Raw genomic sequence first — 24,358 nt, 5'->3', positions numbered from 1 at the left:
TCCCGCTTTCGCACCGGACTCGGGTGCTGCCTTGCCCTTGGCGGGTTGAACTGGTTGCGATGCAGCGTCTTGCGCAGCGGATCCGCTCGCAGGAGCCGTGCCCGGCGCGGAACCGCGCGCCGCACCCGACGGCGTCTGATCCCGTTTGATCACCACAGTGCGGGCATCGCCGGGCTGGTTCGGCGCGGTGGGGGGCTTCGGTGCGCCGCTGGTCTGTGGTGGGATCGGTGCGGAACCGGGCCGCGGTGCGCCGCCGGTCTCCGGCTGGCTCGGTGCGGATGCGGGCTTCGGTGCGCCGCTGGTCTGTGGTGGGTTCGGTGCGGATGCGGGCTTCGGTGCGCCGCTGGTCTGCGGTGGGTTCGGTGCGGATGCGGGCTTCGGTGCGCTGCCGGTCTGCGGTGGGTTCGGTGCGGAACCGGGCCGCGGTGCGCCGCCGGACTCCCGCTGCTTCGACGCGGACTTGCTGTCGATCTCGGTGGTCTCCGCATCGGCGCCCGTGGTCCGACTCGGTGCGGACGCGCCCGCGCCGGTGCGCGCTGATCGGCTACCGACCTCGTCTATCGGGGCGTTCGCCCGGCCGGGACCTGCCGGTCCGGAAGGCGCCGCGCCCTTGACGCCCGGCGCGCTCGAAGCGGCGGAGCCTGCGGACGGCGACGGGTTCTGGCTGCCTGCCGGGGTCGCGCCGGGTCGGCCCGATTGGGGCTGTTCGGCAGCGGGTGCGTGCGATTTACCGGCGCCGCCCGGTGCGGAGCCGGAGGGTGGTGGTGTGTTCTGGCTGCCCGCTGGTGTCGCGCCGGGTCGGCCCGGTTGGTGCTGTGTGGCGGCAGGGGGGTTCTGTTTACCGACGCTGCCCGGCGCGCCAGAAGCGGCTGCGCCCGCGGGCCTCGGCGCTGAACTCGGCGACGGAGTCTTCGCGTCGGATGCCGGACCGGAGGACGGTGTGCCCTCGGAGGTCGTGCCACTGGCCTTGGGTGCGGCCGACTCACTCCGGACGCCGGCAGCGGGGGGATTCGAGGAAGCAGGTCGTGCGGCGGAGCCTGTTCGATTGTCCGGAGTTACGAGCTTCGCGCCGCCCGCTGCGGGCGAGGGAGGCTGCCCGGACCCCGCGCTTTGGCCGGACCCCGCGTTCTGCGCGGTCCCCGCAGGCATGGAGCCGCCGGGCCTCTGGGCGGAGGCCGGTGAGTTCGATTGGCCCGCAGGACCGTTCGCTGATTTCGCGCCCCCCGCGTTCGACGGCGCGTCGGTGCTCTTGGACGAGGTCGGACCGCTGCCCGGATCGGCGGATGCTCGGGCTGCCTGCGCGCCGGGAACCGAACCGCCCGACCCCGCCTTCGGGCTCGCCGCCGACGCGCCGCGACCCGAGGATGGGCCGGCCCCGGCGGGCGCGGCATCCGGCCGTTGCGCCTTGGCGATGCGTTCGGTGGGCGCGGCGGATGCCGCCGGGCCGCTCTTGTCCGCGGCCGGGGTGCGGTCGGTGCCAGCGCCGGGGCGTGCGTCGGCCCCGGCGGCGTCGGCCGGTTCGGCGCTGTTGGGCGCCGGATTCTTCTCGTCGTTCGGGTCGGACACGCACACCCCTCGTCAAAGCGGAACTGTTTGAACTCGACGGCCAGCCTAATGGTCGTGGCCCGGCGAGGTCCGGCATCAGTCCACGTCGATCCGAACGGACGCGGAGCGACTCGCGCAGTGGACGGCGCAGGGGTGGGAAGAGGGGACGGCGTCACGGGAACGAGCGGGACGCAGCCGTCCGCGGGGTGCACGCGGCCGTTGCGAAGTCATCGGCGCCGAACCGGGGTCGGACAGCCACGAGATAGGCCGCGGACCGGGCACACCGGCATCGGCGAAACAGCGGCCGTCCGTCTCCCCGCCTGAGCGCAGCCGCCTGACGAGCAAACCGTCGTGCGGTGCACAATGAACCGCATGACCTCGTTCGGTGACCTGCTCGGACCGCAACCGGTATTGCTACCAGAACTCTCCGACGCCGAGGACGCGCTCCTCGACGGCGCCGATCCGGTGCGGGTCGCGGCCGAGCACCCCGCCGCCTCGATCGCCTGGGCGCATCTCGCCGAGGCGGCGCTGTCCCGTGGCGAAGCCGAGGACGATGCGGTCAATCACGACATCATCGCCGCGTACGCGTTCGCCCGCACCGGCTACCACCGCGGCCTCGACCTGCTGCGCCGCAACGGCTGGAAGGGCTTCGGTCCGGTGCCGTGGAGCCACGAACCCAATCGCGGCTTCCTGCGCAGCGTCGGCGCGCTGGCTCGCGCCGCCAAGGCGATCGGCGAGAACGACGAGTACGCGCGCTGCCTCGACCTGCTGGAAGACTGCGACCCCAACGCGGCCGCGGAGCTCGGTCTCGACTGAGTCGTAGTGATCGGAGCACCGCGTAGCGATTCGATGACGGGTGGCGGCCTGGCGCCGGGTGCGTTCGACCCGATGTCGCGGTTCGGCGCGGCCCGCGCGCGCGGCGCGGCGCGGTTGCGCGCCTCGTGGGCCCGGCTGCGCCGGTCGGCGCTGCCGATCGTCCAGTGCGCGGTCGGCGCAGCGCTGGCCTGGTTTCTCGCGCATCACGTCATCGGCCACGCGCTGCCGTTCTTCGCGCCGACGGCCGCCGTCGTGTCGATGGGCATCTCCTTCGGCGCGCGGCTGCGTCGCTCGGTGGAGCTGGTGGTCGGCGTCGCGGTCGGCATCGGCATCGGCGATCTGTTCATTTCCCACGCGGGTACCGGCGTGTGGCAGATCGCGCTGGTGGTCGCGGTCGCCATGGCCGCGGCGGTGTTCCTGGACGGCGGTCCGGTCATCACCGTGCAGGCGGCGAGCTCCGCCGTACTGGTCGCGACGTTGCTGCCGCCATCGGCGGGCGGTGGCCTTTCCCGCATGATCGACGCCTTGGTGGGCGGTCTGGTCGGCGTGGTGGTGGTCGCCGCGATCCCCCTGCATCCCGTGCGCAGGGCGCGGACGCTGGCCGCCGACATCCTCGGCGTGATGGGCAGATCGATCACCGAATGCGCCGACGGATTGCTCGAACAGGATCCGGAGAAGCTGCACCGCGCGCTCACCGCGATGCGCGCCACCCAGCCGCAGATCGACTCGCTGCGCGCCACCCTGGAAGGCGGTCGCGAGATCAGCCGGATCTCCCCGCTGTACTGGAACTCCCGCCCCCGCCTCGAACGCATCAGGGCCACGGCCGATCCGCTGGACAACGCCATCCGCAACACCCGAGTCCTGTTGCGGCGCTCCCTGACCCTGGTGCGCGACGACGAAATCCTCAACCCTGGCTTGATCGACGAAGTGGAGCGGCTCGGCCAGGCCGTCGACGTGGTGCGCCGGATGATGCTGGCCGACCCCGGCGAGCAGCCCGACCGCGCCGAGGCGGCCCGCGTCTTGCGCTCGGTCGCGAAGGGCGCGCGACCGGAATTGGTAGCCGGCGCGGGGCTTTCGGCGCACGTCGTCTTCGCGCAGGTGCGATCCACGCTGGTAGACCTGATGCAGGTGTGTGGCGTGCAACGTATCTCGGCGATTGCCCTGCTGCCGCCGACGGTCAAGAACCCTTACGTGCGGCCCGAGGTCTGAAGCCGTACTACTCAGCGGTATTCGGACATTCGTGCCGGGCACAGTGGTCCGCGCCGGACGCGGCGCGCCGCGAATTCGATCTTCGGGTAGTCCGCTACTCGGGTTGCGCGCGTCGTCTCGTCGTAGCTTTGCGATGTGACCGCGAGTCGCGGGGTATCGCGGTCGATCGCTTCGCACGTGGACGAAAGGACCTCCCGGCCAAGGGGTGTGGCGGCCGGGAGGGGGCGGGATCGGACACGGGCGAAGAAGCGGGGCCGTTCGGCAACCCGACCGGGCGGCCCCGCGCCACGCAGCACGGCCGCTGCGGCGGGTCGCCGAAGATCAGGTCCAGAACCGCGTCAGGTAGCTGCCGTAGCGGGACCAATTCGACGGAACGCCGGACAGTTCGAACAGCGCGTACACCGCGTCGAAGAACACCTGGTTGATCGCGGGGGTGAACAGCAGCGCGAACAGGATCAGCATGCCGAACGGCTTGAACTGGTCGAGCGAGCGTCTGGTCTGGTAGCTCAGCGACGGCTCGACGATGCCGTAGCCGTCCAGGCCCGGCAGCGGGACCAGGTTCAGCAGCGTCGCCGTGATCTGCAGGAACGCGAGGAAGCTCAGGCCGAACCAGAACGCGGCGTGCGTGCCGGAGCTGCCCCAGATCCGCACGATCGCCAGCAGCAGCACGGCGCACAGCGCGTTCACGGCGGGCCCCGCGCCGCTGATGATCCGTTGCGTGCGCGGCGCGACATTGTGCGTGTGCACGTAGACCGCGCCGCCGGGCAGGCCGATCCCGCCCAACGCGATGAACACCATCGGCAACACGATCGACAGCAGCGGATGGCTGTACTTCAGCGGGTTGAGCGTCAGGTAGCCGCGCAACTCCACCTCGCGATCACCCGCGCGCCACGCCGTGTACGCGTGGGCGAACTCGTGCAGGCACAGCGAGACCACCCAGCCGAACACCACGAGGACGAACACACCGGCCTTGGCTCTGGTGGAATCCAGCGGTGCATCCCAGGCCAGCGCGCCGCCGACCGCGGTCACCACGACCACGAGCAGGAACACCGGGCTCGGCCGGACCGCACGCGATCGGCGGTTCAGGGAAAAACTCATCGCACCAGCAGCCAGGGTTCGTGATGGCGGTAGAAACTCGAGCGCGGCGCCGGGCGATCGGCGCGGACGCCGTCCCTGGTCACGATCGCGCCCGGCGTGCCGAGCTGCGCCGCTCGCCCCTCCACCCAGCGCCGTTTGCGGAACCTGCGCCGCACGGCAGCCCGCACACCTGGCGGTTCGAGGCACGGCGAGACGAGCATGGCCGTCACCTCACCGGAGAACAGCAGCGTGTCGTCGACGTAGGCCTCGCCTTCGAGCCGATCGCCGCCGACGCCGGTGATCACCGCCCGGCCCGCGAGTACCTTGCCGGTGTCGTCGCGGACCAGCGGCGTCTCCACGGCGCGGCCGCCGATGGCGCGCTTGGCGGCGGCGTTGCCGGTGCCGGTCTGGTAGGCGCGCGAGGCGTAGGTCTTCTCGACCGGGACGTACCCGATCTCCACGTGCAGGCGCTCGGTGCGCATCAGATGGGTGAGCACCGCGGCGAGCGCGGCGTCGTCGCCCAGCACGATCAGGCGCGGCAGGCTGTCGGCGGCCAGCACGGGAAGCAGCTCATCGATCACGGCGGGATCGGGGACGACAGCCGTCTGGGTGGTCGGCAGCGCCGCGAGCGCGATGGGTACGGGGGCGCCGTCGCAGCGGAGAACATGGGTACTCAAGCTGCCGTACACCCTCCTCGGTTCGAGCCGACACCGTCGGGCCCCTCGCCATTGCCTGGCGAACCCGCTGCGGCTCGCCCGTGCCCGCCGCGCTGCCGCTCGGCGTGCCGTGCAACCTTAGCCCTGCCCGGCCGCGGCCACACGGTTGTCGAGCCTACGACGAGATCCGCCGCGATGCCGCTCGGGACGGGTCGGCTAGACTGTGCTTCCGGCCACCGCCTCAGTACGGCAGGTAGCTGCAACACACCAGTGTTGCCTGTCGAACCGTAGGAGACACGACCATGCCGGCAATCGTCCTGATCGGCGCCCAGTGGGGCGACGAGGGGAAGGGCAAAGCAACCGATCTGCTCGGTGGTCGGGTGAACTGGGTGGTTCGGTACCAAGGCGGCAACAACGCGGGTCACACCGTGGTCCTGCCCAACGGCGACAACTTCGCCCTGCACCTGATCCCCTCCGGCATCCTGACCCCCGGCGTGACGAACGTCATCGGCAACGGTGTCGTCGTCGACCCCGGCGTGCTGCTGGACGAGCTGGCGGGCCTGGAGCAGCGCGGCGTCGACACCTCGGGGCTGCTGCTCTCGGCCGACGCGCACTTGATCATGCCGTACCACGTGGCCATCGATAAGGTCACCGAACGCTTCCTCGGCAACAAGAAGATCGGCACCACCGGCCGCGGCATCGGGCCGTGCTACCAGGACAAGGTGGCCCGCGTCGGCGTGCGCGTCGCGGACGTGCTGGACGAGAAGATCCTCACCCAGAAGGTCGAGGCGGCGCTGGAGTTCAAGAACCAGGTGCTGGTCAAGATCTACAACCGCCGCGCGCTCGACCCGCAGCAGGTGGTGGACGAGGTGCTCACCCAGGCGGACAGCTTCAAGCACCGGATCGCCGACACCAGGCTGCGGCTGAACCTTGCGCTCGAGCGCGGTGAGACGGTCCTGCTGGAGGGCTCGCAGGGCACCTTGCTCGACGTGGACCACGGCACCTACCCGTACGTCACCTCGTCGAACCCGACCGCGGGCGGCGCGGCGGTCGGCGCAGGCATCGGACCCAACAAGATCAACACGGTGCTCGGCATCCTGAAGTGCTACACCACCAGGGTCGGTTCCGGTCCGTTCCCCACCGAGCTGTTCGACGAGTTCGGCGCGTACCTGGCCAAGACCGGCGGCGAGGTCGGCGTCACCACCGGGCGCGCCCGCCGCTGCGGCTGGTTCGACGCGGTGATCGCGCGCTACGCCACCCGGGTCAACGGCATCACCGACTACTTCCTCACCAAACTGGACGTTCTATCCAGTCTGGAGACGGTGCCGATCTGCGTCGCCTACGAGGTCGACGGCGAGCGGGTCGAGCAGATGCCGACCACGCAGACCGAATTCCATCACGCGAAGCCCATTTTCGAGGAAATGCCCGGTTGGTGGGAGGACATTTCCGGTGCGCGCACCTTCGAGGAGCTGCCCGCCAACGCTCAGGCGTACGTGTTGCGATTGGAGGAGCTGTCCGGCGCGCGTATTTCCTGCATCGGTGTGGGTCCTGGGCGGGACCAGACCATCGTCCGGCACGACGTACTGGGTTAGAACCTGTTCGAATTCCGCGTCGGCCAGCGGAATTTCGGCAAGATCACCGGAAATTCGCCACATCTATCGTGCTCGCTCGGCTTCGATCATGATCGGTGAAGAACTACAGTTGGAACATGGCTCGGAACTGGCCGATGATCGAGCGCGAGAGCGAATTCGAGGCGATCCGTGCGGCGCTGACCGGTCCGGAGCACGTCGGCGTGGTACTGACCGGCGACGCCGGGGTGGGCAAGACCACCCTGGCCCGGCACGCCACCTCCGCGATCGGGGGCAATGTCCGCTGGGTGGCGGGCACCGAGTCGGCGCGCAGCATCCCGCTGGGCGTGTTCGCGCACATGGTCGGCGTCTATACGGCGCACGATCCGGTCACGTTCATGTCGGCGGCGCGCGAGGCGTTGCTCGCCGACGGTGACACGGTGATCGGCGTCGACGACGCGCATCTGCTCGATCAGCTCTCCGCCACGCTGCTGCTGCAACTGGCGATCGACAAAGCCGCGCACATCGTGGTGACCGTGCGAAGCGGCGTTCCGGTGCCGGACGCGGTCACCTCACTGTGGAAAGACGGCCACCTGACGCGCATCGACCTGCGGCCGTTCACCCAGCGCCAGAGCGTCGAACTGGTGGAGTCGATGCTCGGCGGGCAGCTCGAGGGGTTCACCGCCAATCTGATGTGGGAGTCATCCGCCGGAAACGCGCTGTTCCTGCGGCATCTGGTGGAGGGAGCGCTGGAGGCGGGCACGCTGCGTCAGGTCAACGGCGTGTGGCAACTGCGTGGACGCGCGGCGGTGACCTCGGAGCTTGCCGCGCTGCTGGAGGACCGGGTCGAGCAGTTGCCCGAGCCGGTGCTGCGGGTGCTGGAACTGCTGACCTTCTGCGAGCCGATCGATCTCGACGTGCTCGCCGAATTGGCGGGCGAGGACGCGGTGGAAGCCGCCGAAACGCGCGGTGTGATCCGGGTGGTGGAGAATTCGCGCGACCTGATCGTGCGCTACAACCACCCGCTGTTCGGAGAGGTGATCCGCCGCAGGCTCGGCATCGCCTCGGCGCGGCGGCTGCGCGGCCGGTTGTATTCCTCGCTCAAGGAACGCCGGATCAATTCCGCCGCCGACCGCATCCGGCTGGCCGAATTGGCGCTGGACAGTGACAAATCCGCGGATCTGGAATTGTTCGAAGCGGCCGCGGCCGACGCGATCGGATTGGCGAATCTGCCGCTGGGCGAGCGTTTCGCCCGCGCAGCCGTGGAGCGGCGCGGCGGCGTGGAGGCCGCCGACCTGCTGGCGCGCGCCCTGCTGTGGCAGGGGCACCGGATCGAGGCCGAGCGCACCCTGGCCAGCTTCGACCCCGACCAGCTCGACGAGGTGCAGTTGGCGCGCTGGGGCAGCACCAGGGTGGCGAACCTGTTGTGGGCCATGGGCGATGCCGATCGCGCCGACGAGGTGCTGAAGCTCGTGCGCGGGAAGGTGCGGCATCCGAAGATCGCGGCCATCTTCACCGGTCTTGCGTCCGCCAGCCTGGTGAACGAGAACCGCGTCGACGACGCGATCGCCGAGGCGGAGGCGGTGATGTCCGCCGACGGCGCGCCGCCGTGGGCGGTGTGGTGGGCGTCGTTCGGCGGCGGCCTGGCGTCGGCGTTGATGGGCAAGGCCGAGGACGCCAGACGGTACGCCGCCCGCGGGCACGAGGTGGAAGAGCACATCGACGGGCTCAACCGCTTCATGTCCACGCACGCCGAGGTGCTCGCCCTGACATTCGCGGGCGATCTGGAGGCCGCCAGGCGCTGCGCGGGGGCGTTCGTCGGCTACTCATCGCCGGGTCAGTATCTGGCCTGGGGCATGTCGAAGATCCTGCAAGGCACCGTCGATGTGGCGCAGGGCCGCTTCCTGGACGGCATCGAGAATCTGGAACAGGCGCTGGCCGCATTGGCCGCGGAGGGCGCGGCCGCATGGATGTTCCCCGCGCGAATCCGCCTGGCGGAAGCGTATTCGGCGCTCGGGCGGCCCGTCGAGGCCGCCGAGTCGATCGCGCACGCCACCGCGCGGGGCGGCAGGCACAGCGCCGTGTACGAACCGCAACTGGAAGTGGCGCGTGCTTGGCTGGCCGCAGCCGAAGGAACCGTGACGCCCGCCATCCGCATCGCGGTGGGCGCCGCGGACGCGGCCGCGCGCTCGCATCAGCACGCGATCGAGGCCATGGCGCTGCACACCGCGGCCCGCTTCGGCGACCATTCCGTGTCCGGGCGACTGGCGGAACTGGCCGACCGGGTGGAAGGGCGGCTGGTCCAGGCGCAAGCGCGGCACGCGGTCGCGCTCGCCGCCCACGACGGACCCGGGCTGGACGCGGCCGCGGCCGAATTCGAGCGCATCGGCGTGCTGCTGTCGGCCGCCGACGCCGCGGCGCAGGCCGCCTCGGCACACGAGCGCGCCGGGGACCGGCGCAAGTTGCTGGAGTCCGCCGCCGCGGCCAACCGGCTCGCCGCCGCCTGCGGCGGAGCGAGCACCCCGGCGCTGCGGCAGGCCGCGCAACCCTTGCCCTTGACCGCGCGGGAACGCGAGATCGCCAACCTCGTCGCCGCGGGCCTGTCCAACCGGCAGATCGCCGACCGGCTCACCGTCTCGGTGCGCACCGTCGAAGGCCATCTCTACCGGGCCTGCATCAAGATGGACGTCACCGATCGGGAGTCCCTCGGCGCGCTGATGCGCGGTGAGTCCGGGAGCGCGATGTGACCCTGCGGCCCGCCGCGGTGATCGCGACGATGGCGACCGGACTGGTCCTGGCCGCCGGATGCTCGGACCGGCAGCCGCAGCCAGTTCCCAGTTCTGCGCCTGCCTCGGCGACGGTCGCGCCGAAGACCGAGACGCCGCAGGAGCGCAACGCCCGGGTCAGGCAGAAGCTGATCGAACTCGGTTGCTCGACGAACGCCTGCATCCAGACCTACTTCGGCTGCGAGGACGGCTACATCACGGGAGAAGCCTGCGACTTCTACCGCGCCCACCCGGTGCTGTGATTTCTCCAGCGCCCGCGGCGCTGGGTGTGCTGTGCTGAATTGCCGCGCCTTCGGCGCTGAGTGTTCGCGGCCCCTTTGTGGCTCGCGTGTGCGCGACCGCCGCTTGCTCCTTCGTCGCGTACGCGGCGGCCGCGCACACGCGAGCCGGGCCGCGAACGGCGGATGCTCGGTCTCGCTTCGCTCGAAAGTCGTGGTCGAGGTGCGCTGGGCGCGTCGGTGTCGCGGCTCGCTGCCGGGGGCACGCCCGTTCGTCGTGGCTGGTGTCGGCTTTCTTCGACCGACCCGCGCGCTCCTTCTTCGCGTATGCCGCAGCTGGGTAGACACGAGCGGGCCGCGAACGGCGGTTGCTTGGTCTCGCTTCGCTCGAGACGTGGTCGAGCTGGTTGATGGTCTGCGGCGGCAATTCGAAGCGGCGCTGCGGCGTTCGATGTATTTGCGGCAGCGGTCGTTCAGAACAAGGTGGGCTCGCCGAAGCCCGGGGTGCGCTCGATGGCCAAGAGGCGCTGCTTGGTGTCGATGCCGCCGGGGGCGGAGAAGCCGTGTAAGGCGTGGTCGGCGGCCAGGACGCGGTGGCACGGGATGATCAGGGGGATCGGGTTACGGCCCAGGGCTTGTCCGACCGCCTGTGCGCCGCCCGGGGCGCCGACGAGGTGGGCGACCTGGCCGTAGCTGAGGGTGTGGCCCGGGTCGATGGCGCGCGTGACGGCGTAGACGGCGCGGTGGAAGTCGGGAATCCCGCTGGTGTCCAGTGCGATCCAGCGCAGGTCGTCGAGTTCGCCGGCGAGGTGGGCGCGGATGCCCGCGATGGCGGCGGCCACGGCGCCCGTGGGCGGCTCTTCGTGGATTCGCTCGCCGGTGCGTCCGCGTGTGATGCGCGCGCGGGTAGCCGCTGGGGTCGCCTCCGGGAGCTGGAAACGGATCACGCCGTGCTCGTTCCACGCGATCGCGCAGCAGCCGATCGCGGTGTCGAACAGCGTCGCCGCGATCGGGCCGGACGGTGCGGGGCGGCCGGAGACCTCAGGCTCGGTGGCCTCGGCCGCCGGACGATCGGCGGCGAGGCGAGCGGCGTCACTCATGAGGCAAGTCTGCACCGCGGGACCGACAAGTGCGCAATGAGCGGTCCAGTTTTCCGAAACTGGCTTTAGATATCCGGATCGCTTATGGCGCTTCGCCACGGCTGTGGATCGCGGCGAGGTCGGAGTATCTCCGCTGGTGCTCGTAATAGGAGAGAGGTTGGTCCGACATCCGTGTCCGGGGGTGGAAGCGTTCGAGGCGGAAGGTGCGGGTGTCGCGGTCCGGCGCGAATCGGTGGATCAGGAAGCCGAGCAGGGCGGCGGAGAGCAGAGTGGCGAGGACGGTCATGTCCGCCAGCGTGCGCGCCACTGGCCTTGCCAATGAATATCCAATCAGCCGATACTGGACCGATGGCGACGAGAGTGATCGGCGCGGGCAGCCTGGCTCGCGATCTGGGCCGTTGGCGGCACGCGCACGACGGCGATCCGGATGCGGCCGGGCGGCGGTCCACTCGCCCGGCCTACTTGGCGCTCGCCGAGGGCATCCGGCTGCTGATCCACGACGGGCGCGCGCCGCTGGGCGTCGCCTTGCCCAGCGAACGGGATCTCGCCGCCACCCTCGGGGTCAGCCGCACCACCATCACCTCCACCTACGCGCTGTTGCGCGAGCACGGCTACCTGATCAGCCGCCAGGGCTCGCGCAGCACGGTGGCCCTGCCCCGCGACGTGCAGCACGACGGCGTCAAACCGGCCCGCAGCATCCTGGCGATGATGGGCTCGCCCGAGTTGCCCACCGTCGACATGACCTATGCCGCCATGGCCGCCCCGCTGGAGATGCAGGACGCGTATTCCGTCGCTCTGGAAGGGATTCCGGCCTACCTCGGCACCCACGGTATGGACCCGGTCGGCGTGCTCGCGCTCCGCGAGGCCATCGCCCGCCGCTACACCGCGCGCGGGCTGCCCACCGAGCCCGATCAGATCCTGGTCACCCTCGGCGCCCAGCACGGCCTGCGCCTGCTGCTGAACGTGCTCACGGTGCCCGCCGCCCGCGTGCTGATCGACCATCCGACCTACCCGAACGCCATCGAGGCGATCCGCGACGTGGGCGCGCGGCCGGTGCCGGTGCCGCTGCGCCCGGAGGACCCGGCGGGCGGCTGGGACCTCGACGGCATCCGCAGCGCCGCGCGGCAGACCGCGGCGGGCCTGGCCTATCTGGTGCCGGACTACAACAACCCGACCGGCCTGCTGCTCGACGCCGACGGCCGCGCCGAACTGGCCGCCATCGCGCGGGAGACCAGGATGACCATCGTGATCGACGAATCGATGGCGGACCTCGGGCTCGGCGACGAAGTTCCGCCGCCGCCGGTCGCCGCCTTCGCCAAAGGCTCCGAGATCGTGACCATCGGCTCGGCCTCGAAATCGTTCTGGGGCGGTCTGCGCGTCGGCTGGATCCGGACCAGCCAGGCGCTGATCACCAAGCTGCTCGGCATCCGCTCCACGGTCGACCTCGGCACCCCCGTGATGGATCAGCTGGCCACCGTGCATCTGCTGGAGCACGCGGAGGCGATTCTCGACCGGCGCAGGGACCAATTGCGCTCGCAGCGTGCCGCACTGCTCGACGCGCTCGCCGAGGAACTGCCGGACTGGCGCGTCAGCGTCGGCGCGGGCGGAATGTCGGTGTGGGCGCAGCTGCCGACCTCCGTTTCGACGGCGTTGGCCGCCACGGCTCCCAACCACGGCGTATTGCTCGCGGCCGGACCCCGATTCGGTGTGCAGGGCGCGTTCGAACGGTTCCTGCGGTTGCCGTTCACCCACCAGGAACCCGAATTGCGTTTGGCGGTCAAGGCCATCGCGTCCGCCTACGCGGCGCTCACGCCGCGCGCCGCGGATCCGTTGACGCCGTTGACCTGCTACTGAGGCGATTTCGACGAGGTGGGAGTGCCTCCGCCTGCGGCATGTTCCCACACCGCCGAGCACGATCGGCCTGCCACCCCTCGGGACTGGCCCTCGTCGTGCTCGGGCGGTGTGCAGAAGCTCGCACGGCGCGAAGGCCTCCGGCGAGAGCGGCGGTCAAGGAGCGGACCGCATGCGGTCCGCGATTCTCGAAAAGCCACCTGCTCGCGGACAGTATGGCAGGACCGGCACGAAACTGTCGAACCGGTTGGTATGTTACAAGTTTCAATTATCGGCCACGGGGCGGGATGGCACCACGCCACCCCGCCCGATGCTCACTCGGCCCAGACCGCTTCGATCGGGGTGGCGGTGGTCGGCGGCGGGGTCGGAATTCCGTTCGGGGTGCGGGAGAATCGCGGCGCGGGGGCGTGCTGAGTGATGTTGTCCAGCTCGAGCAGTGAGCCGCGGGCCGCGATGTGCTCGTTGCGCGTCGCCTCCTCGAACGTGAGCACGGGGGAGACGCACGCGTCGGTCCCGACGAAGATCTCGGCCCACTCGTCCCGCGTCTTGGTCCGGAAGCGTTCGGCGAAGAGCTTTTTCAGCGTGTCCTGCCCGGCGGGATCGAGCTGGAACGGCAGGCCGTCGGCGTCGATCTCCAGCCCGGCGAGCAGCTGGGCGTAGAACTGCGGTTCGATCGCGCCGACCGCCATGTACTTGCCGTCGGCGGTTTCGTAGGTGTCGTAGAACGACATTCCGGTGTCGAGCAGATTCACGCCGCGCTCATCGGACCAGGCGCCCGCGCCGCGCATGCCCCAGATCATGTGCGAAAGGGCAAGGGCGCCATCGACCATGGCCGCGTCGATCACCTGGCCCTTGCCGGACTGCTGCCGCTCGACCAGCGCGGCGAGGATGCCGAACACCAGGAACATCGAGCCGCCGCCGAAATCGCCCACCATGTTCAGCGGCGGAACGGGGCGTTCACCCTTGCGGCCGATGGCGTGCAGCACGCCGGTGATGGAGATGTAGTTGATGTCGTGCCCGGCGCGATCGGCCAGCGGGCCCTCCTGACCCCAGCCGGTCATCCGTCCGTAGACCAGGCGCGGGTTGCGGGCGAGCGCGTCGTCCGGGCCGATGCCCAGTCGCTCGGTGACGCCGGGGCGGAAGCCCTCGATCAGCACGTCCGCCTTCTCGACCAGGCCGAGCACCTTCTCGATGTCGGCGGGGTCCTTGAGGTTGGCCTCGACGATGGTCCGGCCGCGCAGCTGCGGACGGTCGAACCCGCCGGGCAGCTGGCCGGCCCGCTGCACCCGCACCACGTCGGCGCCCAGATCGGCGAGCAGCAGCGCGGCGTGCGGACCGGGGCCGATCCCGGCCAGCTCGATGACCTTGATGCCCGCGAGCGGGCCCTGCTTGGCGGTGGATGGAGTGCTCACGCCCTACCTCGGTTCGTCGTTCGATCCAGCGCACCGGTGGCCGGTGCGTCCTCCCGGCAGCCACCGGGAAGGATGTATTGACAGTATGACAATAACGTGGGGGCCGAAGCCCTGGGCATCCTCGAACGTCCACGGGCGCTGAATCGACGGCTCGCCCGATGGTGCGCCCGGCTCTAGGCTGCACGTGTGGAAGCGCTGTCTGATCAGGGGTGGTACAACCTTCTCGCCGGTCTCGCGATCGTGGTCGGTCTGGCCGGGATCGTCGTGCCGATCCTGCCGGGCGTCATCCTGATCTTCGCGGCCATCGCCGTCTGGGCATTCCTCACCGGGGGCGCCACGGCCTGGACGGTGTTCGCGATCAGCACCGTGCTGCTGGTGCTCTCGGGTGTCGTCAAATACACCTGGCCGGGGCGGCGGATGAAAGACGCGGGAGTGTCCAACCGCGCGCTCCTGCTCGGCGCGATCCTCGGCGTGATCGGTTTCTTCGTGATCCCGGTGGTCGGCCTGTTCGTGGGTTTCGTTCTCGGCGTTTACCTCTGGGAACTCCAGCGGCTGCGGGTCAACCGGCAGGCGTGGCAGGCGACGGTGCACGCGTTGAAGGGCGTCGGCCTGTCCATGCTGATCGAGCTGTTCGGCGCGTTGCTGGCCACCGGGGTCTGGCTCGCGGGCGTCTTCGCCGTCTGAGCGTTACCGATCGATGGCGGGAAACGGGACAGTGTCGCCCGCGCGGCTTCCCGGGAGTTCGTCGCGGCGCAGCCGGAGGGTCGGCGGTTCCGGCCGGTGCAACGGCAGCGTGGGAGGCGGATCGTCACTGACGACGCGCTCGCGGGCCGGGAGCCGGTAGAAGGCGCGGGCGTTGTCCTCCAGCACCGCGTACATGTCGGTGCCCACCACGTCGCAGAGCAGGTCCACGTCCGAGTCCCGGAACGGGCGCCCGGCTCTGGTGCCGGGCAGATCGGTGCCGAACATGAGGGCTTCCGGATTCACCGCGTGCACCCGGCGCAGCGTGTCGGCGACGTTCATCGCGACCCGGCCGAAACCGGTCGCCTTCACCTTGGCTCCGCGGTCGACCAGATCCAGCAGGAAGGGCACCCCTTCGGCGGACATGCCCAGATGGTCGACCGACAGCGCGGGCAGCTTGGAGATGACCGGTTGCAGCGAGGCCAGCATCGTGCCGTCGATGTAGACCTCGACATGCCAGCCGGCCAGGTCGTAGGCGCGCAGCGCCTGCAACGTCATGCCGGTGATGTCGGTGGCCGCGCGCTTGAGGTTGAACCGCAGCGCGCGCACCCCGATCCGGTCCAGTTCCAGGATCTCCTCGTCGGTGGCGTCCAGATCGAGCCGGGTGACGCCGACCCAGCCCTCGCCCAGTTCGGCGAGGGCGGCCTTCAGGTAGGTCTGGTCCGTGCCCTGGAACGACCCGCTGACCACGGCGCCGCCGCTGATGTCGTAGCGCGCCATGCGCTTGCGGTAATCGGCGATGGTGAACGGGTCGGGCAGGTAGCCCTCGTTCTCGGCCAGCGGAAACCGCGGGTCGAAAATGTGCAGGTGGGCATCGAACACTTGTACAGAATGCCTCAGGGTCGGATTTTCCGCTGCCAGAGCTGGGGTGTCGCGACGGCGGCGGAGGCGGTCACTCGGTGGGTGATCAGACCTTGTGCGGTTCGCTGGCGCGCAGCATGTCCTCGCGCTCGACGACCTTGACGCGCTCGCGGCCCTCCGGTTCGCCGAGGGAGCGTTCGTGCGCGTCGAGGCGGTACCAACCGGCCCACGTGGTGAACGGGATGCCCTTGCCCTCGAGGAACTCGATGACGGCCTCCGGCTCGGGCCGCTCGGCCGGGGTGAAGCGGGGAGCGTCGTCCAGCAGGCAGGCGATAGTCTCGTTGGCGTCGCCCTTGGTGTGGCCGATCAGGCCGACCGGGCCGCGCTTGATCCAGCCGGTGACGTAGGTGGCGGGCATGTAGCGCGCGGCGCCGTCGGCGTTCTCGTCGACGAGCACGCGACCGGCTTCGTTCGGCACGGTGCCGGCCTGATCGTCGAACGGCAGGTTGGTCAGGTTCTGCGACAGGTAGCCGACGGCGCGATAGACCGCCTGCACGTCCCAGTCCTTGAACACGCCGGTGCCCTTGACGTTGCCGGTGCCGTCGAGCTGGGTGCGCTCGGTGCGCAGGCCGACGACCTTGCCGTTCTCACCGAGGATTTCGGCGGGGGACTCGAAGAAGTGCAGGAACAGCTTGTGCGGCCGGTCGCCCGCGTCGCGGATGGCCCACTGCTCGAGCGTGTTGGCCACCATGTCGACCTGCTTGGAGTGCCGCCGCGCGGCCTCGGAGCCCTCGTCGTAGTCGATGTCCTCGGGGTCGACGATGACTTCGATGGTGGGCGAGTGGTCGAGTTCGCGCAGCTCCAGCGGGGTGAACTTGGCCTGCGCCGGGCCGCGGCGGCCGAAGACGTGCACCTCGACGGCCTTGTTGGCCTTGAGGCCCTTGTAGACGTTCGGCGGGATCTCCGTCGGCAGCAGCTCGTCGCCGGTCTTGGCCAGCACGCGGGCGACGTCGAGGGCGACGTTGCCGACGCCGAGAACGGCGACCTTCTCCGCGTCCAACGGCCAGGTGCGCGGCACGTCGGGGTGGCCGTCGTACCAGGAGACGAAGTCGGCGGCGCCGTAGGAGCCGTCGAGGTCGATGCCGGGGATGGGCAGGGCACGGTCGGCGTTGGCTCCGGTGGAGAAGATCACCGCGTCGTAGAAGGCGCGCAGGTCGTCGAGGGTGATGTCGGTGCCGTAGTCGATGTTGCCGAGCAGGCGCACCTGCGGCTTGTCGAGGACCTTGTGCAGGGCGGTGATGATGCCCTTGATCCTGGGGTGGTCGGGCGCGACGCCGTAGCGGATCAGGCCGAACGGCGCGGGCATGCGCTCGTAGAGGTCGATCGACACCTCGGCGTCGGACTTCATCAATGCGTCGGCGGCGTAGATCCCGGCCGGTCCGGCGCCCACGATCGCGATGCGGAGCGGGCGGGTCCTCGCGGTGTGCGCGTCAGGCCCGGAGGAGGAAGCCTGCGTCACCACGGAGGGCTCGCGGACACCGCCATCCTCTACTGCACTCTGTTCGGTCATCTCTTTACGCGCACCTTTATGGTCGAAACAATTAATGACGTCTGGGCTTAGCTTAGGCTAAGTTGACGCACCGGCTCGGTCGCACCCGTCCGGTGCGGACGCCGGCGTTGCCGGCTCGTGGCTGCACGGTGCTCCGTTCGCCGCGGCGTGGAGCTGCCGATTCGCTATGACAGCAGGCCGCCGTCCCGCGATTCTATCGGGATGGCCGATGCCGCCCCGCGTCGGTGCGTGAACCCGGCGGATGCCATCCACGGTCATGATCGTCGTCTACCCGCTCGCGCCCGGTCTATCGCCGCCCCTCGCTTCGGATCGGCGTCGCGCCTGGTCCGCAGCCGGGGGGCGAGCGCTCGATACCGCCGCCGACCAGGGATCATCGACTCATGACCGAACAGCATCCCGCCGCGGACGAGGACGAGATCATCCGCGTCGACCAGACCGACAAACGCTCGGTGGTCCCGTTCGTCGCCGCAGCGGTGGTCGCGGCGATCGTGCTGATCGCGATCGTGCTCGGCGGTGTGCTCTCGCCCGCTGAGAAAAATGTCACAGAGGCCGACCGCATCGCGGCGGCCGTCCGCAACTTCGTCGACGGCTCCAACCGCAGCGACGCCGTGCCGCCGCCCGGCACCGCGTGCCAGGGCTTCGACGCGACCCACTCACCGCTGGCGGGCCAGGACGGCGCCGGAAAGCCGGTCGAGATCACGAAAATCGACTCGCCCATGGTGGACGGCGACCGGGGCAAGGCGACCGTCACCACGAAGGTGGACGGGCAGGAGAAGACGACGACCTGGAATCTCACCAGATCCGGTGACAAGTGGCTGGTGTGCACCTGAGCGTTCGCGCAGGGTGCGCCACCGTTTGACACGGTGACCCGGGTCGGTGCAATCTCAGTCGAAGGTCATGAGAACCAGTGTCAAGCCCCGGCATTGCTGGTCGGCAACCCTCCTCCGCGGTGGGGTGCTCCGGGTGACGACCTGGCGGCGCCTCGGTCCCGGGCGCGGCAAGTGCGGATTCACAGGAGGTGCACATGAGTTATGCCGGTGACATCACCCCGCAGCAGGCATGGGAGCTGTTGCAGAACAATCCGGAAGCCGTCTTGGTGGACGTGCGGACGGAAGCGGAATGGAAGTTCGTGGGCGTCCCCGACACCAGTTCGATCGAGCGGCCGACCGTGCTGATCGAGTGGGTCGACTCGACGGGCGCGCGCAACGAGGCGTTCGTCGAGCAGTTGAAGCAGGCGCTCGACGGCCATGACCCGGAGGCTCCGGTGGTCTTCCTCTGTCGCTCCGGTCAGCGTTCGGTGGGCGCGGCGATCGCCGCCACCTCCGCGGGTTACCGCACCTCCTACAACGTGCTCGAGGGCTTCGAGGGCCCGCTCGACGAATTCGGGCATCGCGGCGGCTCCGGCTGGCGTGCTCTCGGACTGCCGTGGCGGCAGTCGTGATCACCGGCGGCGCGTTCGACAAGCCGCTGCCCGACGGCGTCGGCCCCGCGACGCTCGGCGTGCGCGGCGGCCTGCGGCGCTCCGGTTTCGAGGAGACCGCGGAGGCGCTCTACCTGACCTCCGGCTTCGTCTACGAGAGCGCCGAGGCGGCCGAGGCCGCGTTCACCGGCGAGGTCGAGCACTTCGTCTACTCCCGCTACGGCAACCCGACGGTGGCCATGTTCGAGGAGCGGATGCGCCTGCTCGACGGCGCCGAGGCGTGCTTCGCGACCGCGAGCGGCATGTCCGCGGTGTTCACCGCGCTCGGCGCGCTGCTGGGCGCCGGTGACCGGCTGGTCGCCGCGCGCAGCCTGTTCGGCTCGTGCTTCGTGGTGTGCAACGAGATCCTGCCGCGCTGGGGCGTTGAGACCGTCTTCGTCGACGGCGAGGACCTCGACCAGTGGGAGCAGGCGCTGTCGGTGCCCACGCAGGCGGTCTTCTTCGAGACGCCGGCCAACCCGATGCAGACGCTGGTCGACGTGCGGCGGGTGACCGAGCTGGCGCATGCGGCGGGCGCCAAGGTCGTGCTGGACAACGTGTTCGCCACCCCGCTGCTGCAACGCGGCTTCGAGCTCGGCGCCGACGTGGTGGTCTACTCGGGCACCAAGCACATCGACGGCCAGGGCCGCGTGCTCGGCGGCGCGATACTCGGGGCTCGGGACTACATCGACGGGCCGGTGAAAACGCTGATGCGCCACACCGGTCCCGCGCTGAGCCCGTTCAACGCGTGGACGCTGCTCAAAGGCTTGGAGACGATGCCGCTGCGGGTGCGCCATTCGACGGAGTCCGCCCTGCGCATCGCCCGCTTCCTGGAGAGCAACCCGGCCGTCAGCTGGGTGCGGTACCCGTTCCTGGAATCGCATCCGCAGTACGCGCTGGCCGCCGGCCAGATGAGCGGGGGCGGCACCGTAGTCACCTTCGAGTTGAACGCTCCCGAGAACGAGGCAAAGAAGCGCGCGTTCGAAGTCCTCAACCGGTTGCGCGTCGTCGACATCTCCAACAACCTCGGTGACGCGAAGTCGCTGATCACCCACCCGGCGACCACCACACACCGCGCCATGGGCCCCGAAGGCAGGGCCACCATCGGCCTGACCGACGGCGTCGTGCGCATCTCGGTGGGCTTGGAAGACGTGGAGGACCTGCTCCAAGATCTCGACCAAGCATTGGCCTGACCGGGAAGCCGTGGCCCGAGCGGTCAGCGGATCGGCACGGTTACGCCGGGTGACGACGGATCGCCGTGCAGGACCAGATGGCTCGGGGCCTCGTCCTTCTTGTCGTTCTTCTTGCCGTTCTTGTTCTTGCCGGGCAGGTCGAAGGCTAGGCGGAAAGTACCGGCGCGGCCGGGAGCGATGCGCGCGAAGTCGCCGGGCGGATTCAGCTCGGCGGTGCCCGCCGCGTCCGGCGGGAGCGAACGCCCGCCGGTGGTGACCAGTCGTTGCTCCGGGATGGACCAAGTCTGTTCGTGGTCGGACACATTGGTGACGGTAAGCGTCACGATCGTGCGCGAACCGCTTCCGGTGGCCGCGTCGGTGACGGTGAAGGCGAAGTTTCCGTCGCGCGTGGCGGGGCCAGGATTCGCGGACTGCGCACCGGTCGAGGAATTGGTCGCCATCGCTTCGCGGTCGGTCGTGCTCGCGACGGGCGCGGACCCGTTGTCGATGCCGCCTGCCACCAGCCACACCGCCGCCGCGGCGGCCAGCGCCGCCGCCGCTGCCGCGGTCGCGATGCGAAGTTTCCGCCGAGGGCCGCGCTGCCCGGTCGGGGCGGGGGGCCGGACCTCGGGTGGCGGTTGCGTGGAGGTGACGACGGGCATGATCCTGGTCGGCGTACGGCCGGACGGTGGCATGGAGCCCGGTACCGGCGTGTTCGGTCGCGCGGACGGGTTCAGGGCTGCCGATGCCGCGGCGGCGAACTGTCCCGCGCTGCCGTAGCGCGCGTCCGGCTCCTTGGCCATTCCGCGGGCGATGACGTCATCGAGTGCGGCCGGGACGCCGTCGGCCGCACGTGACGCGCGCGGCGGCTCGGTCATCAGATGCGCGCGCATCTGCTGGGCCGGATCGCCAGCGCCGTAGGGCGGTTGTCCGGTCAGAGCCTCGTAGAGCACGCAGGCCAGCGAATAGACATCCGACCTGGCGTCGACCGTGCCCGTGAAGCGTTCCGGCGCCATGTACCCCAGCGTGCCCACCACCAGCCCGGTCGCGGTGAGCGCCGTGCCGTCGGCGGCGCGGGCGATGCCGAAATCGATCAGATACACGAAACCGCTGGTGTGCAGAAGGATGTTGCCGGGCTTCACATCCCGGTGCACGAGTCCGGCCGCATGCGCGGCATCCAGCGCCTCGGCGGCCTGGGCGATGACGTCCACGGCCCGGTCCGGCGGTAGCGCGCCCGATCTCAACCGGGTGCCGAGATCGATGCCATCGATGTAGGCCATCTCCAAGAACAGGTGGCCGTCGACCTCGCCGAACGCGTGGATGGGCACGATATGCGGATTGCGCGCCCGAGCCCCCAACCGCGCCTCCCGCTCGAAGCGCTGCCGATAGAGCGGATCGGCGGTATATGCCGAGGACAGCACCTTGAGCGCCACGGCGCGGCCGTCACGGTCGTGCGCCAGCCACACCTCGCCCATGCCGCCACGACCCAGCAAGCGTTCGAGGAAGTAGTTCCCGAACGTGCCACCGGCGCTCTGGATGGACATGCCTCGACGGTAGCGCCGGGTTCGGCCGCAGGCGCGGGCGGGCTTCGGTGCTTCGATGCCGCGCGTCATGCGGAGACGGCTGTCGAGGGCCGAGCGATGGCCCGCAGGCCTGCCGGCGCCGGGCGTTCCGCTGGTCAGCCGTCGGTGCGTTCGATGTCGGTGAGATGGGCGATGTTGGCCTGGTCGTCCGGGGCCGAGCTCGGTTCGGTGGTGAACCAGGCGTCGAGGATTTCCCTGAGTTCGGCGCTCGAGGTCGAACGCAGGCTCAGGGCAAGGACATTCGCGTCGTTCCAGGTGCGGGCGCCCGCCGCGGTCGATGCGTCGGCGCAGAGCGCGGCGCGGACGCCGGCGACCTTGTTCGCGGCGATCGATGCGCCCGTGCCGGTCCAGCAGCAGACGACGGCCTGCTCGGCGTGACCGGAGGCGACGTCGCGGGCGGCCGCTTCGCTGGCCCACGCCCAATCGTCGCGTTCCTCGTCGGACAGCGCGCCGTGCAGCAGGAGTTCGTGGCCGCGCTTGCCCAGCTCGTCGACCAGTTCCGCGGCCACACCCACCCGCTCGTCCGCCGCCACCGAAATTCGCATGCGTCCAGCGTAGTTGCCGGTTCGCGGGTCCGCCGATCGGCGATTGACAGCATACTGTCAAATATGACAGCATACTGTCATGATACAGACAGTGCACATGGCCGTTTACGACACGCTCGCCGACTGGGAGGTGGGCGCGGCCGCCGCGCACATCAACAAGCCGAACTGGCATCGGGAGCCGGGAACGTGGCAGGTGCAAACGGTCGGCCCGACGACGGAACCGATCACCACGATGGGTGGCATGCGCATCGTGCCGGACATCGCGCTCGCCGACCTGACCCCCGCGGACAGCGCAATGCTGATCCTGCCGGGCGCGGAGACCTGGGAGGGGCCGCAACTCGATCCGTTCGCGCACAAGGCGCGCGAGTTCGTGGACGCCGGTGTTCCGGTCGCCGCGATCTGCGGCGCGACGTTCGGCTTGGCCAAGGCGGGACTGCTCGACACCCGCAGGCACACCAGCAATGTCGCCGAGTACCTTCGCTACAGCGGGTATTCGGGCGCGGATCACTACGTCGACGAACCGGCCGTCACCGACGGTGACGTGATCACCGCCGGTGCGAGCGCGCCGTTCGAATTCGCCCGCGAGGTGCTCGGCAGGCTCGGCGTGTACGAGCCGCATGTGCTGGACGGCTGGTACGCGTTGTACGCGCACTCCGATCCGGCCGGATGGGCGGTGCTCGCGGAGTACGACGCGCAGCATGCGTGAGCGAGAATCGTCGGTGATCCGGGAAACCGGCCGCGGGTACCGGAGGTGAGCATGACCCCTGAACAGGAACTGTTCGCGGGGGCGGCGATCACGTCGTTCCGCCTGAACGGTCAATTCCTCGCGGTGGCCGAGGATTTGGCGCGACCGGCTGGTCTCACCGCCGCGTGGTGGCAGGTGCTCGGCGCGGTATTGCGAGCGCCGTTACCCGTCGCGGGGATCGCCCGCGCAATGGGCATCACCCGGCAGAGCGTCCAGCGCATCGCGGATCTGCTGGTGGACAAGGGTCTTGCCGAATACCGTCCCAATCCCGCGCACCGCCGCGCGAAACTCGTCGCGGTCACCGACGCGGGCCTGGCCGCGGTCGGCCGGATCAATCCGCAGCACGCGGTGATGGCGGAGCGGCTCGCCGAAGAACTCGGCCGCGAGCAGCTGGCGCTGACCGTCGAGGTGCTCACCAGGTTGTCCGCCGCACTGGACGCGATCACCGTCGGCCGCGCGTAGTACGGCGCGCGCAGTGGGGCGCCGGTAACGGCGGCACCGGGGGTGCGGGTGGATTTCACCCGCGGACGACTGATCCGGCGACGATCCGAAGCCTTCGGACGCCGGCGTTCCGCGTCGCGCGGGTCCGGTCGGAAGGGGCGTCGATCCCCGGCTCACTGTCCGCTCGGCGGAGGTCGCTGGACGGGCGCCCTGCCTCGCTGCGCCTTTCGAGGTGCGATCGCCCGACAGGTCGGTGCCCATCGCGCGGTGGCGAGCGGCTGGATATCGATCAGTCCGTGAACGGGGCTTTGGTCTTGCCGATCAGATCGGCGACCGAGTCCACGACCATCGTGGGACGGTAGGGGTAGGCCTCGAAAGACGCTCGGGTGGAGATGCCCGAGGTGACCAGGATGGTGCGCATGCCCGCTTCCAGGCCGGAGATGACGTCGGTGTCCATCCGGTCGCCGATCATCACCGTGGACTGGGAATGGGCGCCGATGCGGCGCAACGCGGAGCGCATCATCAGCGGGTTCGGTTTGCCGACGTAGTAGGGATCGCGGCCGGTGGCGCGGGTGATCAGCGCGGCCACCGAGCCGGTCGCGGGCAGCGAACCCTCGCGGGACGGGCCGGTCGGGTCCGGATTGGTCGCGATGAAGCGCGCGCCGCGCTCGACCAGCCGGATCGCGGTGGTGATCGCCTCGAATGAGTACGTCCTGGTCTCGCCGAGGACCACGTAGTCCGGGTCGCTGTCGGTCAGCACGTAGCCGATCTCGTGCAACGCGGTGGTGAGCCCGGATTCGCCCACCACGTACGCGGTGCCGTTGGGGCGCTGTTCGTTCAGGAATGTGGCGGTGGCCAGCGCGGAGGTCCAGATCGCTTCTTCGGGGATGTCGAGGCCGGTGTGCCGCAGCCGCGCCTGCAGATCGCGCGGCGTGCGGATCGAATTGTTGGTCAGCACCAGGAATGGCGTGTCGTTGGCGCGCAGTTCGGCGAGGAACTTGTCGGCGCCAGGGATGAGGTGGTCCTCGTGCACCAGCACGCCGTCCATATCGGTCAAGTAGGA

Annotated in this window: 23 protein-coding genes and 1 riboswitch; of the genes, 13 read left to right on the top strand and 10 right to left on the bottom strand. The window is 69.9% G+C overall.

What is annotated here, in order from left to right:
- The first annotated feature begins 145 nt into the window (after positions 1–145).
- The 3 genes from U3653_RS00545 to U3653_RS00535 all read left to right on the top strand — a co-directional run bounded on the left by U3653_RS00545 (position 146) and on the right by U3653_RS00535 (position 3,570).
- A complete protein-coding gene (locus U3653_RS00545) occupies positions 146–1,597 on the top strand; it encodes a hypothetical protein (RefSeq protein WP_195080828.1) in 1,452 nt (483 codons plus the stop codon).
- Positions 1,598–1,908: 311 nt separating this feature from the next.
- Entirely contained in the window at positions 1,909–2,361 is a 453-nt protein-coding gene (locus U3653_RS00540; protein ID WP_195080827.1) for a DUF3151 domain-containing protein, read from the top strand.
- Between the two features lie 72 nt (positions 2,362–2,433).
- The gene (locus U3653_RS00535) at positions 2,434–3,570 is read left to right on the top strand and encodes an FUSC family protein (protein WP_195081038.1); all 1,137 of its coding nucleotides are present in this window, start codon (positions 2,434–2,436) and stop codon (positions 3,568–3,570) included.
- A 321-nt stretch (positions 3,571–3,891) separates the two neighbouring features.
- Here the strand turns inward: U3653_RS00535 and U3653_RS00530 are convergent, their stop codons facing one another.
- Positions 3,892–4,668 carry a site-2 protease family protein gene (locus tag U3653_RS00530; protein WP_195080826.1) on the bottom strand — a complete coding sequence of 259 codons (777 nt, stop codon included), beginning with the start codon at positions 4,666–4,668 and terminating at the stop codon, positions 3,892–3,894.
- Positions 4,665–5,324: a hypothetical protein gene (locus tag U3653_RS00525; RefSeq protein WP_323124691.1), complete on the bottom strand. Its 660-nt coding sequence runs from the start codon at positions 5,322–5,324 to the stop codon at positions 4,665–4,667. Before U3653_RS00525 ends, U3653_RS00530 begins: the two co-directional genes overlap by 4 nt.
- A 281-nt stretch (positions 5,325–5,605) precedes the next feature.
- Here U3653_RS00525 and U3653_RS00520 point away from each other — a divergent pair, with 281 nt between their 5' ends.
- The 3 genes from U3653_RS00520 (at position 5,606) to U3653_RS00510 (ending at position 9,899) form a co-directional block, all read left to right on the top strand.
- The gene (locus U3653_RS00520) at positions 5,606–6,895 is read left to right on the top strand and encodes an adenylosuccinate synthase (RefSeq protein ID WP_195080824.1); all 1,290 of its coding nucleotides are present in this window, start codon (positions 5,606–5,608) and stop codon (positions 6,893–6,895) included.
- A 116-nt stretch (positions 6,896–7,011) separates the two neighbouring features.
- Complete coding sequence (locus U3653_RS00515) at positions 7,012–9,618, top strand: helix-turn-helix transcriptional regulator (RefSeq protein ID WP_195080823.1); 2,607 nt, start codon at positions 7,012–7,014, stop codon at positions 9,616–9,618.
- On the top strand, positions 9,615–9,899 hold the full coding sequence (locus tag U3653_RS00510; RefSeq protein ID WP_195080822.1) for a hypothetical protein: 285 nt from the start codon (positions 9,615–9,617) through the stop codon (positions 9,897–9,899). The genes U3653_RS00515 and U3653_RS00510 overlap by 4 nt, the downstream gene beginning before the upstream one ends.
- Before the next feature lie 449 nt (positions 9,900–10,348).
- On the opposite strand, the gene U3653_RS00505 is transcribed toward U3653_RS00510, so the two are convergent.
- Positions 10,349–10,975 carry a methylated-DNA--[protein]-cysteine S-methyltransferase gene (locus U3653_RS00505; RefSeq protein WP_195080821.1) on the bottom strand — a complete coding sequence of 209 codons (627 nt, stop codon included), beginning with the start codon at positions 10,973–10,975 and terminating at the stop codon, positions 10,349–10,351.
- An 82-nt stretch (positions 10,976–11,057) separates the two neighbouring features.
- Positions 11,058–11,294, bottom strand: coding sequence for a hypothetical protein (locus U3653_RS00500; RefSeq protein ID WP_195080820.1), 237 nt, complete (start codon positions 11,292–11,294; stop codon positions 11,058–11,060).
- Between the two features lie 29 nt (positions 11,295–11,323).
- Between U3653_RS00500 and yczR the strand changes: the two genes are divergently transcribed.
- The gene (gene yczR / locus U3653_RS00495; protein ID WP_195080819.1) at positions 11,324–12,829 is read left to right on the top strand and encodes a MocR-like transcription factor YczR; all 1,506 of its coding nucleotides are present in this window, start codon (positions 11,324–11,326) and stop codon (positions 12,827–12,829) included.
- Between the two features lie 311 nt (positions 12,830–13,140).
- Here the strand turns inward: yczR and U3653_RS00490 are convergent, their stop codons facing one another.
- Positions 13,141–14,238, bottom strand: coding sequence for a CaiB/BaiF CoA transferase family protein (locus tag U3653_RS00490; RefSeq protein ID WP_195080818.1), 1,098 nt, complete (start codon positions 14,236–14,238; stop codon positions 13,141–13,143).
- A 186-nt stretch (positions 14,239–14,424) separates the two neighbouring features.
- Here U3653_RS00490 and U3653_RS00485 point away from each other — a divergent pair, with 186 nt between their 5' ends.
- Positions 14,425–14,922, top strand: coding sequence for a DUF456 domain-containing protein (locus U3653_RS00485; protein ID WP_323124527.1), 498 nt, complete (start codon positions 14,425–14,427; stop codon positions 14,920–14,922).
- Positions 14,923–14,925: 3 nt separating this feature from the next.
- Here the strand turns inward: U3653_RS00485 and U3653_RS00480 are convergent, their stop codons facing one another.
- Complete coding sequence (locus tag U3653_RS00480) at positions 14,926–15,801, bottom strand: amidohydrolase family protein (protein ID WP_195080817.1); 876 nt, start codon at positions 15,799–15,801, stop codon at positions 14,926–14,928.
- An 85-nt stretch (positions 15,802–15,886) separates the two neighbouring features.
- The gene (locus U3653_RS00475) at positions 15,887–17,350 is read right to left on the bottom strand and encodes an FAD-dependent oxidoreductase (protein WP_323124528.1); all 1,464 of its coding nucleotides are present in this window, start codon (positions 17,348–17,350) and stop codon (positions 15,887–15,889) included.
- A gap of 380 nt (positions 17,351–17,730) precedes the next feature.
- On the opposite strand from U3653_RS00475, the gene U3653_RS00470 reads away from it, so the two are divergent.
- From U3653_RS00470 to U3653_RS00460, 3 genes are all read left to right on the top strand, one after another.
- Positions 17,731–18,180 carry an Rv0361 family membrane protein gene (locus tag U3653_RS00470; RefSeq protein WP_195080816.1) on the top strand — a complete coding sequence of 150 codons (450 nt, stop codon included), beginning with the start codon at positions 17,731–17,733 and terminating at the stop codon, positions 18,178–18,180.
- Between the two features lie 63 nt (positions 18,181–18,243).
- A riboswitch (SAM riboswitch) is annotated at positions 18,244–18,360 on the top strand.
- Positions 18,361–18,374: 14 nt separating this feature from the next.
- Positions 18,375–18,791 (top strand): rhodanese-like domain-containing protein, encoded by a 417-nt coding sequence (locus U3653_RS00465; RefSeq protein WP_195080815.1) that lies wholly within the window; start codon positions 18,375–18,377, stop codon positions 18,789–18,791.
- On the top strand, positions 18,788–20,002 hold the full coding sequence (locus U3653_RS00460; protein WP_195081035.1) for an O-succinylhomoserine sulfhydrylase: 1,215 nt from the start codon (positions 18,788–18,790) through the stop codon (positions 20,000–20,002). Before U3653_RS00465 ends, U3653_RS00460 begins: the two co-directional genes overlap by 4 nt.
- A 23-nt stretch (positions 20,003–20,025) precedes the next feature.
- Here U3653_RS00460 and U3653_RS00455 read toward each other — a convergent pair whose 3' ends face one another.
- A complete protein-coding gene (locus tag U3653_RS00455; protein WP_195080814.1) occupies positions 20,026–21,525 on the bottom strand; it encodes a serine/threonine-protein kinase in 1,500 nt (499 codons plus the stop codon).
- Positions 21,526–21,659: 134 nt separating this feature from the next.
- Positions 21,660–22,109, bottom strand: a complete 450-nt coding sequence (locus tag U3653_RS00450) for an RpiB/LacA/LacB family sugar-phosphate isomerase (RefSeq protein ID WP_195080813.1) — start codon at positions 22,107–22,109, stop codon at positions 21,660–21,662.
- 79 nt (positions 22,110–22,188) lie between these two features.
- On the opposite strand from U3653_RS00450, the gene U3653_RS00445 reads away from it, so the two are divergent.
- Together U3653_RS00445 and U3653_RS00440 are read left to right on the top strand one after the other, a co-directional pair.
- Positions 22,189–22,815 carry a type 1 glutamine amidotransferase family protein gene (locus U3653_RS00445; RefSeq protein ID WP_195080812.1) on the top strand — a complete coding sequence of 209 codons (627 nt, stop codon included), beginning with the start codon at positions 22,189–22,191 and terminating at the stop codon, positions 22,813–22,815.
- 51 nt (positions 22,816–22,866) lie between these two features.
- Positions 22,867–23,316 (top strand): MarR family winged helix-turn-helix transcriptional regulator, encoded by a 450-nt coding sequence (locus tag U3653_RS00440; protein ID WP_195080811.1) that lies wholly within the window; start codon positions 22,867–22,869, stop codon positions 23,314–23,316.
- 268 nt (positions 23,317–23,584) lie between these two features.
- On the opposite strand, the gene U3653_RS00435 is transcribed toward U3653_RS00440, so the two are convergent.
- A complete protein-coding gene (locus U3653_RS00435; RefSeq protein ID WP_195081034.1) occupies positions 23,585–24,343 on the bottom strand; it encodes an HAD-IIA family hydrolase in 759 nt (252 codons plus the stop codon).
- Positions 24,344–24,358: the final 15 nt, after the last annotated feature.

Origin of the sequence: Nocardia implantans, from assembly GCF_035544775.1 — a bacterium.
Taxonomy (GTDB): Bacteria; Actinomycetota; Actinomycetes; order Mycobacteriales; family Mycobacteriaceae; genus Nocardia; species Nocardia implantans.
The sequence above is the reverse complement of the archived record's forward strand: the minus strand, read 5'-3'. Positions and strand labels throughout refer to the sequence as shown.

Excerpts from the sequence above, each read along its gene's own strand:
- U3653_RS00475 (WP_323124528.1), bottom strand. The coding sequence starts at position 17,350 with ATGACCGAACAGAGTGCAGTAGAGGATGGCGGTGTCCGCGAGCCCTCC.
- U3653_RS00445 (WP_195080812.1), top strand. The coding sequence starts at position 22,189 with ATGATACAGACAGTGCACATGGCCGTTTACGACACGCTCGCCGACTGG.
- U3653_RS00450 (WP_195080813.1), bottom strand. The coding sequence starts at position 22,109 with ATGCGAATTTCGGTGGCGGCGGACGAGCGGGTGGGTGTGGCCGCGGAA.
- U3653_RS00465 (WP_195080815.1), top strand. The coding sequence starts at position 18,375 with ATGAGTTATGCCGGTGACATCACCCCGCAGCAGGCATGGGAGCTGTTG.
- U3653_RS00520 (WP_195080824.1), top strand. The coding sequence starts at position 5,606 with ATGCCGGCAATCGTCCTGATCGGCGCCCAGTGGGGCGACGAGGGGAAG.
- U3653_RS00535 (WP_195081038.1), top strand. The coding sequence starts at position 2,434 with ATGTCGCGGTTCGGCGCGGCCCGCGCGCGCGGCGCGGCGCGGTTGCGC.
- yczR (WP_195080819.1), top strand. The coding sequence starts at position 11,324 with ATGGCGACGAGAGTGATCGGCGCGGGCAGCCTGGCTCGCGATCTGGGC.
- U3653_RS00440 (WP_195080811.1), top strand. The coding sequence starts at position 22,867 with ATGACCCCTGAACAGGAACTGTTCGCGGGGGCGGCGATCACGTCGTTC.
- U3653_RS00435 (WP_195081034.1), bottom strand. The coding sequence starts at position 24,343 with ATGGACGGCGTGCTGGTGCACGAGGACCACCTCATCCCTGGCGCCGAC.
- U3653_RS00470 (WP_195080816.1), top strand. The coding sequence starts at position 17,731 with ATGACCGAACAGCATCCCGCCGCGGACGAGGACGAGATCATCCGCGTC.
- U3653_RS00530 (WP_195080826.1), bottom strand. The coding sequence starts at position 4,668 with ATGAGTTTTTCCCTGAACCGCCGATCGCGTGCGGTCCGGCCGAGCCCG.
- U3653_RS00455 (WP_195080814.1), bottom strand. The coding sequence starts at position 21,525 with ATGTCCATCCAGAGCGCCGGTGGCACGTTCGGGAACTACTTCCTCGAA.
- U3653_RS00515 (WP_195080823.1), top strand. The coding sequence starts at position 7,012 with ATGGCTCGGAACTGGCCGATGATCGAGCGCGAGAGCGAATTCGAGGCG.
- U3653_RS00505 (WP_195080821.1), bottom strand. The coding sequence starts at position 10,975 with ATGAGTGACGCCGCTCGCCTCGCCGCCGATCGTCCGGCGGCCGAGGCC.
- U3653_RS00540 (WP_195080827.1), top strand. The coding sequence starts at position 1,909 with ATGAACCGCATGACCTCGTTCGGTGACCTGCTCGGACCGCAACCGGTA.